7 protein-coding genes and 1 pseudogene are annotated in these 8,371 nt (G+C 34.4%); 2 read left to right on the forward strand and 6 right to left on the reverse strand.

Translation table 11 applies throughout. The features are described 5' to 3' along the window. The 3 genes from FWJ34_RS16135 to FWJ34_RS16145 form a co-directional block, all read right to left on the reverse strand. Window positions 1-546, reverse strand: a 546-nt coding sequence (locus tag FWJ34_RS16135) for an aldehyde dehydrogenase family protein (RefSeq protein ID WP_308256369.1), incomplete at its 3' end; no start/stop codon positions are given. A 111-nt stretch (window positions 547-657) separates the two neighbouring features. Next, window positions 658-894, reverse strand: a complete 237-nt coding sequence (locus tag FWJ34_RS16140) for a DUF5615 family PIN-like protein (RefSeq protein WP_308256370.1) — start codon at window positions 892-894, stop codon at window positions 658-660. Between the two features lie 99 nt (window positions 895-993). Then, complete coding sequence (locus FWJ34_RS16145) at window positions 994-1,227, reverse strand: DUF433 domain-containing protein (protein ID WP_308256371.1); 234 nt, start codon at window positions 1,225-1,227, stop codon at window positions 994-996. Between the two features lie 252 nt (window positions 1,228-1,479). Between FWJ34_RS16145 and FWJ34_RS16150 the strand changes: the two genes are divergently transcribed. Further along, entirely contained in the window at window positions 1,480-1,644 is a 165-nt protein-coding gene (locus FWJ34_RS16150; protein WP_308256372.1) for a hypothetical protein, read from the forward strand. Between the two features lie 32 nt (window positions 1,645-1,676). Here the strand turns inward: FWJ34_RS16150 and FWJ34_RS16155 are convergent, their stop codons facing one another. Then, window positions 1,677-3,290, reverse strand: a complete 1,614-nt coding sequence (locus FWJ34_RS16155; protein WP_308256373.1) for a GTP-binding protein — start codon at window positions 3,288-3,290, stop codon at window positions 1,677-1,679. A gap of 166 nt (window positions 3,291-3,456) precedes the next feature. Between FWJ34_RS16155 and FWJ34_RS16160 the strand changes: the two genes are divergently transcribed. After that, window positions 3,457-6,090, forward strand: a complete 2,634-nt coding sequence (locus FWJ34_RS16160) for a replicative DNA helicase (protein ID WP_308256374.1) — start codon at window positions 3,457-3,459, stop codon at window positions 6,088-6,090. Between the two features lie 23 nt (window positions 6,091-6,113). Here FWJ34_RS16160 and FWJ34_RS16165 read toward each other — a convergent pair whose 3' ends face one another. Beyond that, on the reverse strand, window positions 6,114-6,995 hold the full coding sequence (locus FWJ34_RS16165; protein WP_308256375.1) for an ion channel: 882 nt from the start codon (window positions 6,993-6,995) through the stop codon (window positions 6,114-6,116). A gap of 193 nt (window positions 6,996-7,188) precedes the next feature. Beyond that, window positions 7,189-8,358 (reverse strand): annotated as a pseudogene (gene purD / locus FWJ34_RS16170) (phosphoribosylamine--glycine ligase); the annotation flags it as partial. Between the last annotated feature and the right edge of the window lie 13 nt (window positions 8,359-8,371).

Consider the following 8,371-nt stretch of genomic DNA (forward strand, 5'->3'; position numbering starts at 1 on the left):
TGTTTGAAAAACCCCTTCAGGAAAACCCGCAGATAATAAAATAGATTCGATAGCTAAAGCTGATTGAGGCACATTAGAAGCGTGTTTGAGTAATCCCACATTTCCTGCCATTAAAGCAGGTGAAAGAAAACGAAATACTTGCCAAAAAGGAAAATTCCAAGGCATCACCGCTAAAATTGCACCTAAAGGTTGATAAGTAACATAACTTTGACTAGCATCAGTTTCGATATATTTAGGGGTAAGAAACTCCTGGGCATTTTCTGCATAAAAGTGACAAACAGAGGCACATTTATTAATTTCAGTGATAGCTTGTTTAATTGGTTTTCCCATTTCTATCGTCATCAACTGTGCATATTTTTCTCGATTTTCTTCTAAAATTTCTGCTACCTTAAGTAACCTTTGCCCCCGAAATTGAAAGGATGTGAGGCGATAATCTTTAAAGGCTGATATAGCTAAACTTAGTTTATTTTCGATTTCGTTATGGGAAAAAGGTGTAAATGTTTGTAGTGTTTTTCCGTTGAGGGGGTTAATAGTGGCGATCGACATTTCTTTTTTTTGCTTTAATGGTAAATGATAGCTACCTATATTTTAATTGGTAGAGTCGATAGCTTAGTAAAAAAATCATTTTTTAATGAAAATTTATCAAATAAAATTACATTAATCAGTAATTTCTACAATTTTTTCTCCTTGTTGTAAAAGTGCTAAAGCATCAACAAAAGTTTGAGTGAATATGATTTTTAAATTGCGATTAGTAACATTACCACAAGTTACCCAAAGGATTTGAGGAGGAGAATCAAAACGATTAACTAACTCCAGAAAATCTCTATCTTTAGTAATGATAATAACTCCTTCAACTTTTGCTCGTGTAAAAATTTCTCTATCCTCAGCAAGCATCCCTTAAACCCAAATCTTTTAAAGAAAAAGCCTCTAAGGAAAAAGTATTTGTTAACCAGTGTGACAATTGTGGTGGTAATTGGGCATCAATCCAAAATTTCATGCCGTTAGTCGTGGAATATTGGTGTATTGTAAAGCAAAAAGTAAACAGGCTTGGATGTCTTCCAATTCCAAATCAGGAAAATCTGCTAAAATTTCCGCAGAATCAATATTTAAAGCCAACATCTCTAAAATATCACTAACTCTAATTCTCATTCCTCGAATACAGGGTTTTCCTCCACATTGCTGAGGATTGTAGGTTATCCTATTCAACAATTCCTGTTTATTAGTCATTATATTAATAGTAATTAATTATTTCATTATAGTTTAAACCTTGTTGTCCATATTTTATATTATTAATTCAATTTCCATCGAACTTAAAGTTAAATAACTTGAACTAAATTAAACCTCAGTTCGACATAAAATTATAGGTTAAGACAAAGTGCTAGGCATCAGGTGTTAGGTATAATAAAATATCAGATTCATTCTAAAACCTAAAACCTTTGTAAGCGTTCAGAGGGTAACAAAATATGGTAGTTTAGAGACATGGAACAAGAGCAACTACTGAAAACGAATTTTTACACCATTGAAGAATGGGATTTGACTCCTCAAGGAGTTAAAAATTTTGTAGTGCATCAAAAACAAAGAATTGAACAACTAGAAGAAGGTAAAATCTCTGTAAAAACATATATGCTTAATCGTTTATTTTAAAAGAATAAAAACTCATTACTAATTACTCATGATTACCATTCATCTTTAGATTTAGGATTACCCCATTCATCACCTTCATCAAAATAAATATCGTTACTTTCTTCCTCTTCCTGATGATTAAAATTACTGTCAAGGGTGTCTTTGATGGGTTCAATTACTTTAGTAATCGCATCTTGCACAAAAACCTTCACAAACTCATCTTTACGACTTAACTTAAATTGTCTTTGCACTACTTCTGTTATGCCACCGTCACCCCAATCTTGATCATGACTAAAATATTCAACAAAACTTTTACCAGCAATTCTAGTTAAATAGGCGGCACTAATACCTTGAATAACTTTACCTACAACATAAGTCGCTGCGGTAAATTGCAGTGCTTTTGCGATTAACTCCACTGCACCTTTTACTACTCCCAAACTAACTAAAGTTTTACCTAAAGATAAGGCTAAATCTTTTCCCGTATCATTGTTTAACTCGCAACCGTAAACTTGCCCAATTTCTACCACCATTTGTGCATTTACTGCTGCCGTTGCTAACATATCTACCACAGGAAGGGGTGTACAAGCAATAACTCCAGCACCAATCCACTGATAGCGCATAATAATTTTATCGGCTTCTCGGCTACGTTGTTGACTAATTAATTTTCTCGCTTCCTCCCCTAATCGTTGGGATTGTAAAAGAATGTTATCAGCTAATAAGTCATCTCCTTCTGCACGACAAATAGCCGCTAAACGTTTAATTACTGAGGTTATTTCTATATCTGGTTGTATCATTTCATCCTCGGAAAATTGCACGGGTTGAGGATTAGCACAGGCTTTTAAGACATCAACATGGGCAATAAAATTTTTAACTCTTTCTTGGAGATTAGTGGTAATTATTTCTTGTTCCTCTTCCGAATATAAATCTATTTTGTTAAATATTAACAGTGATCGCTTCCCAATACTAGCCAAAGCTTCTAAAGGTGTAAATTCTGAAGCTCGTAAATCATTATCACAGACAAAAAGTAATAAATCTGCTTCTGTAGCTAATTGTCGTGCTAATTGTTCTCTAATTTCACCAGGTGCCCCCATTTCTAAAATGCCGGGGGTATCGGTAATCAAAATTTCTCGATTAGCTTGGGGAAGTTTTAGACTATAAGTCACCCCTTCTTTTGTCGTTCCTATACTTGCGTTAACATTACCTACCATTTCTCCAATTAAGGCATTAACTAGGGAAGTTTTACCCGCACTGCCGGTGCCAAAAACAGCAACTTTAAGAATACCGTTAGTTAAATTAGCTTCGATTTGTTGAGATTTAGCGAGTAAGGCTTTTTGGGTTACTTCATCTTGAATTTGGGCAACTTGCTTTTTAACGGCTTGAATAGTTTTAGAGGCAATTTGATTTTTTTCGGCGGGTAAGGCAGGTAAATTTTTACGGCGTTTACCTTTACCTCCTGATTTATTAGGAATAATCCCTAAATAGTAGATAAAGATAGCAATAAAGCAAATGAGTAAGACAATAAGAATAAAAACGAGAAAATTAGCTAAAAATGGGCTATTCCATGCAATTTCGCTGTAAAGTCGAGATAAAGCACTAATTAACCATAGCATTAATCCGAAGATAACACTTAAGCCGACAACAATGGTAATTATACGAGATAAAGGCATGATGACAATTATTAATTGTGAATAATTAACAATGAATAATTAACATATATTTACTATATTACCGATCTCAGTGTATCTAAAAATTAAAAAAATTATACCAATTTCGGGTTATTATATTTTGGAGATGTCTATTAAGATTGTTAGTTTTTCCTCTTAAACATCCATAATGAATGATTTTACCCCAGATTTAGGACCAACTTCTTTGCCTCCTCAGAATATAGAAGCCGAAGAGATTATTTTGGGGGGGATTTTATTTGATTCTAATGCCATGGGGAAAATTATTGATATTTTACCACCTGAAGCCTTTTATGTCAATGCCCATCGTCAAATTTATGAAGCAGCCCGAATTTTATATTTTCAAGGGCAACCAGTGGATTTGATGACAGTGACAACATGGTTAAATGATCATAGTTTATTAGATAAAATTGGTGGTACTCCTAAGATAGTTAGTTTACTAGATCGTACCGTTTCTTCGGCTAATATTGATCGTTATGTGCCTTTAATTACTGATAAATATATCAGAAGATTATTAATTAGTACAGCTAAAGAAATTAGTGAATTAGGTTATGATACGACTAAAGATTTAGATCAAGTTTTAGATGAAGCTGAACAAAAAATATTTAAACTTACTCAAGCAAGAATTCAACAAGGATTAGTACCTATTTCCGATACTTTAATTGATACTTTTACTGAAATTCAAAACTTTCAAGAAAAATTAGCTTTACCCGGTATTAGTAGTGATTTTTATGATTTAGATGCTTTAATGGGCGGTGGTTTTCATCGATCTGATTTAATTATAATTGCTGGCCGTCCTGCTATGGGAAAAACCAGTTTTGCTTTAAATATTGCTGCTAATATCGCTAAAGAACATGATTTAGCTGTGGCTATTTTTAGCTTAGAAATGTCCCGAGAACAATTAGCAATGCGTTTGCTTTCTGCTGAAGGAAAACTAGAAAGTAGTCGCTTAAGAACTGGTAGAGTCACAGAACAAGAAATGGAACCTTTAATGACGGCTATGGGTAAGTTATCAGAGTTACCTATTTATATTGATGATTCTGGTAATTTAACCGTAATGCAAATGCGTTCGGAAGTTCGTCGTTTACAGGCAGAAAAAAAGGGAAAATTAGGCTTAGTTTTAATCGATTATTTACAATTGATGCAGGGTAGTAGTGATAATCGTGTTCAGGAATTGTCAAGAATTACTAGATCTCTTAAAAGTTTAGCACGAGAAATTAATGCCCCTATCATTGCATTATCTCAGCTTAGTCGTGCGGTAGAACAACGAACCAATAAACGTCCTATGTTATCTGACTTGCGTGAGTCAGGTTGTTTAAGCGGTGATTCTTTGGTAACAATGGCAGATACCGGAGAAGAAATCCCAATTCAAGAATTAGAAGGCAAATTCGGTTTTGCAGTATGGGCTCTTAATCCTGATACCATGAAAATAGAACGAGCTTTGGTAAGTAATGCTTTTTGTACGGGTATAAAACCTGTATATTGTTTGACAACAGAGTTAGGACGTACCATTAAAGCTACGGCAAATCATCAATTTTTGCGGTTTGACGGTTGGATGAGATTAGATCAGTTACAAGTTGGCGATCGCCTTGCGTTACCCCGTTATCTTCCTTCCCCCCCATTACAAACTATGGGAGATGATGAGTTAGCATTATTAGGGCATTTAATCGGCGATGGTTGCACTTTACCTCGTCATAGTATTCAATATACCACCCGTGAACTAGATTTAGCAGAGATAGTCTCAGATTTGGCGACAAAAGTATTTAAAGATCAAATCAATCCCAAAATTAAACAAGAAAGACAATGGTATCAAGTCTATTTATCCGCTAGTTATCCCTTAACTCACGGTGTCAAAAATCCCGTCACTAAATGGTTAGAAAACTTGGGTATTTTTGGTTTACGATCTCATGAAAAGTATATCCCCTCTCTCGTCTTTCAACAACCAGTAAATGCGATCGCCATCTTTTTACGTCATCTTTGGTGTACAGATGGTTGTATTCGCACCAGTAAAAATAACTCCCACTATCCTAGTATTTATTATGCTTCTAGTAGTGAAAAATTATCTAGAGGTGTACAAACTTTATTGTTACGTTTAGGTATTAATGCAGTATTAAGAATTGTATTACAAGGCAATAAAGGAAGAGATCAAATTCAGGTATGGGTTACTGGCAAACAAGATTTAGAAAATTTTGTTAATATAATTGGTGCAGTGGGTATTTATAAACAAGAAAGTCTTGCAGAAATTGAATTATATTTATCGGCATCAGGAAAAGCAAAGTCTAATCGAGATTTAATTCCCCGTCAACTTTGGGATGATGAAATAGTTAAAATTAAGGAAAAATTAGGCATTAGTGATAGTCAATTGAGACAAATTATTGGTAGTCGTTATTGTCCTTTTAGTTCTTATAATAGAGATATTACCCGATATCGAGCTAATTATATCGCAAATATTTTAGAGTCAGAAGCGATCGCTACATTCGCCAATAGTAATATTTATTGGGATAAAATTAAAACTATCCAGCTTGTTGGGGAAGAAAAAGTATATGATTTGACAGTACCTACTTTTATGAATTTTTTAAGCAACAACTTTGTAGTACATAATAGTATAGAGCAAGATGCGGATTTAGTAATGATGTTATATCGTGATGAATATTACCATCCAGATACAGTAGATCAAGGTGTAGCAGAAATAATTATCGCAAAACACAGAAATGGACCGACAGGACAAGTTAAACTAATATTTCGCCCTGAATTAACCCAATTTTTAAATATGAAGCGAAACTAATAATAGACTATCTTTGACTTGCGTTAAATAGGTGTTATATCATGGAACTTATCATATTCAAGGTATCTAGTACCATCAGGGTTAGTGTGAACTACATCTATAAATCGATAATTCCATTTAATATCAGAAGCATCGTAAATATGACGGGCATAAATTGTTTGAGAAAGGGTGGCATCTAATCCCGTTAAGGCAATAAAAAGTTGATATTCTCCTGCTAAAAAACTTTCTTCATCAAGAGAAAATAAATAGCTATTCTCATCAATGGAGTGCATTACCACCCATGTTAATGCTAAAAAAGGGCTTTGATTTCTCACTAAAGGTAAATCATAAAGACGACGCATTTTATATCCTTCTGAGGTAGTTTCTTCAGGTAATAATAAGCTAACTCTTACTTGTGCTTCCATAATCCAATTATTTCGTAAATTGGCAAGTCTAAACATTAAAGTTGGCTGGTTATTATATTTGGAAATAACTGCTACATTACTAAATAAAACCCTAGCCGTTGGGCGAGAAAATCTAGCAAACATTAACCCGGTAGCTAAAGCAATTCCTAACAATCCAATTAAAACTTCTAACCCTACTAAAATATGAGCATATAAGGTTTTTGGATACATTGCACCATAGCCAATAGTTGCCATAGTTTGAATACTGAAGAAAAAAGCATCGATTAAAGAATTAGGACGAGCATTTTCAATAATATTATCCCTTGCTAAATAAGCAAAAGCAAATATGATATTTAGGATTAAATATGTGAGGGTAATTAATCCAAAAAATTGAAGCCATGTAATGGTTAACAAAAAATGATAAATATCTCCTCTATGAAAAAATACTTGTCCTAATTCAACAAATTTGTTGCCTTTTTTTCTAGCTATTAATAAAGATTTCTTTTTTTTCATTTTTACCATTTTTTGATAATTGTTGATTTTTTAAGAAAAAAACTCTCTCCTAAAAGGCCATGGGAGTTTTTTTCTTAATAATTGGTTTTTATGATTAGAAAAAATCTCCCCAATACCCTAAACCCAACATAAAAGAATTTTTATGGGAGAATGAAAACCTCCTACTTTCCAATTCATCTCCCTCTCCTTATCTTCTTATTACTTATGATATTCGATGTCCAATGTCTCGGCGATAATACATATCCTCAAACTTAATTTTTTCTACTGCCTGATAAACAGAGGCGATCGCACTTTGAAAATCAACAGCACGACTTGTCACCCCTAAAACCCTACCACCATCGGTAAGAATAGTTTTATCGACTAATTTAGTACCCGCATGAAATACTGTTATACCCTCTGTTTGGGCTTCAGCAATACCCGTAATTATCTTCCCTTTTTCGTAACTGTTAGGATAACCACCAGCAGCAATAACCACACAAACCGCAGTACCTTCGTACCATTCCAAGGGTGGTAAATCAGCTAATTTTTGTTGAGTACAAGCTAATAATACATCAACTAAAGGAGTTTTTAACATGGATAACACTGCTTGAGTTTCAGGATCACCAAAACGACAGTTAAACTCCAAAGTTTTTGGATCGCCTTCGGGAGTAATCATCAATCCCGCATATAAAACTCCCCGATAATCAATGCCTCGTTTTTGTAGCTCTTTTAATGTTGGCTCTAAAATTTCTTTAGTAATGCGATCGCTTAATTTATGATCAATCAAAGGAGTTGGAGCGTAAGCCCCCATACCACCTGTATTTGCTCCAGTGTCACCCTCCCCAATTTGTTTATGATCTTGAGCAGGAATTAAAGGACGAATTGTTAAGCCATCTGTCAAGGCTAAAACTGATACTTCTTGACCCGTTAAAAACTCCTCTATGACCACTTTACCAAAGTTTTGGGCAAAAAGTTCCTCAATAGCGTTTAAAGCCTCTTCCTGAGTCATTGTAACCATAACCCCTTTTCCAGCAGCCAATCCATCAGCTTTGACAACAATAGGTGCTCCTTCTTGGAGGATATAATTTTTTGCCCCTTCTTGATCGGTAAAAGTCGCTGATTTTGCCGTAGGAATACCCCCAGCTATCATCAAATCCTTTGCCCAAGATTTACTGGCTTCGATAGTCGCCCCCGCTTTATTTGGTCCAAAAACTTTAATATGATAATCTTGTAAATAATCCGTAATTCCTTCGGATAACGGTAATTCCGGACCAACTACGACTAAATCAATCCCTTTTTCTTCGATTAACTTTAAAATACCCTCAAAATCATTAACAGCGATCGCTACATTTTCACAATTATTTAATACACCAGTACCGCCCTTACCCGGAGTTCAAAAAACTTTT

The organism is Geminocystis sp. GBBB08 (assembly GCF_016743215.1).
GTDB lineage: Bacteria > Cyanobacteriota > Cyanobacteriia > Cyanobacteriales > Cyanobacteriaceae > Geminocystis.

Excerpts from the sequence above, each read along its gene's own strand:
- FWJ34_RS16145 (WP_308256371.1), bottom strand. The coding sequence starts at position 1,227 with ATGACTAATAAACAGGAATTGTTGAATAGGATAACCTACAATCCTCAG.
- FWJ34_RS16160 (WP_308256374.1), top strand. The coding sequence starts at position 3,457 with ATGAATGATTTTACCCCAGATTTAGGACCAACTTCTTTGCCTCCTCAG.
- FWJ34_RS16150 (WP_308256372.1), top strand. The coding sequence starts at position 1,480 with ATGGAACAAGAGCAACTACTGAAAACGAATTTTTACACCATTGAAGAA.
- FWJ34_RS16165 (WP_308256375.1), bottom strand. The coding sequence starts at position 6,995 with ATGGTAAAAATGAAAAAAAAGAAATCTTTATTAATAGCTAGAAAAAAA.
- FWJ34_RS16155 (WP_308256373.1), bottom strand. The coding sequence starts at position 3,290 with ATGCCTTTATCTCGTATAATTACCATTGTTGTCGGCTTAAGTGTTATC.
- FWJ34_RS16140 (WP_308256370.1), bottom strand. The coding sequence starts at position 894 with ATGCTTGCTGAGGATAGAGAAATTTTTACACGAGCAAAAGTTGAAGGA.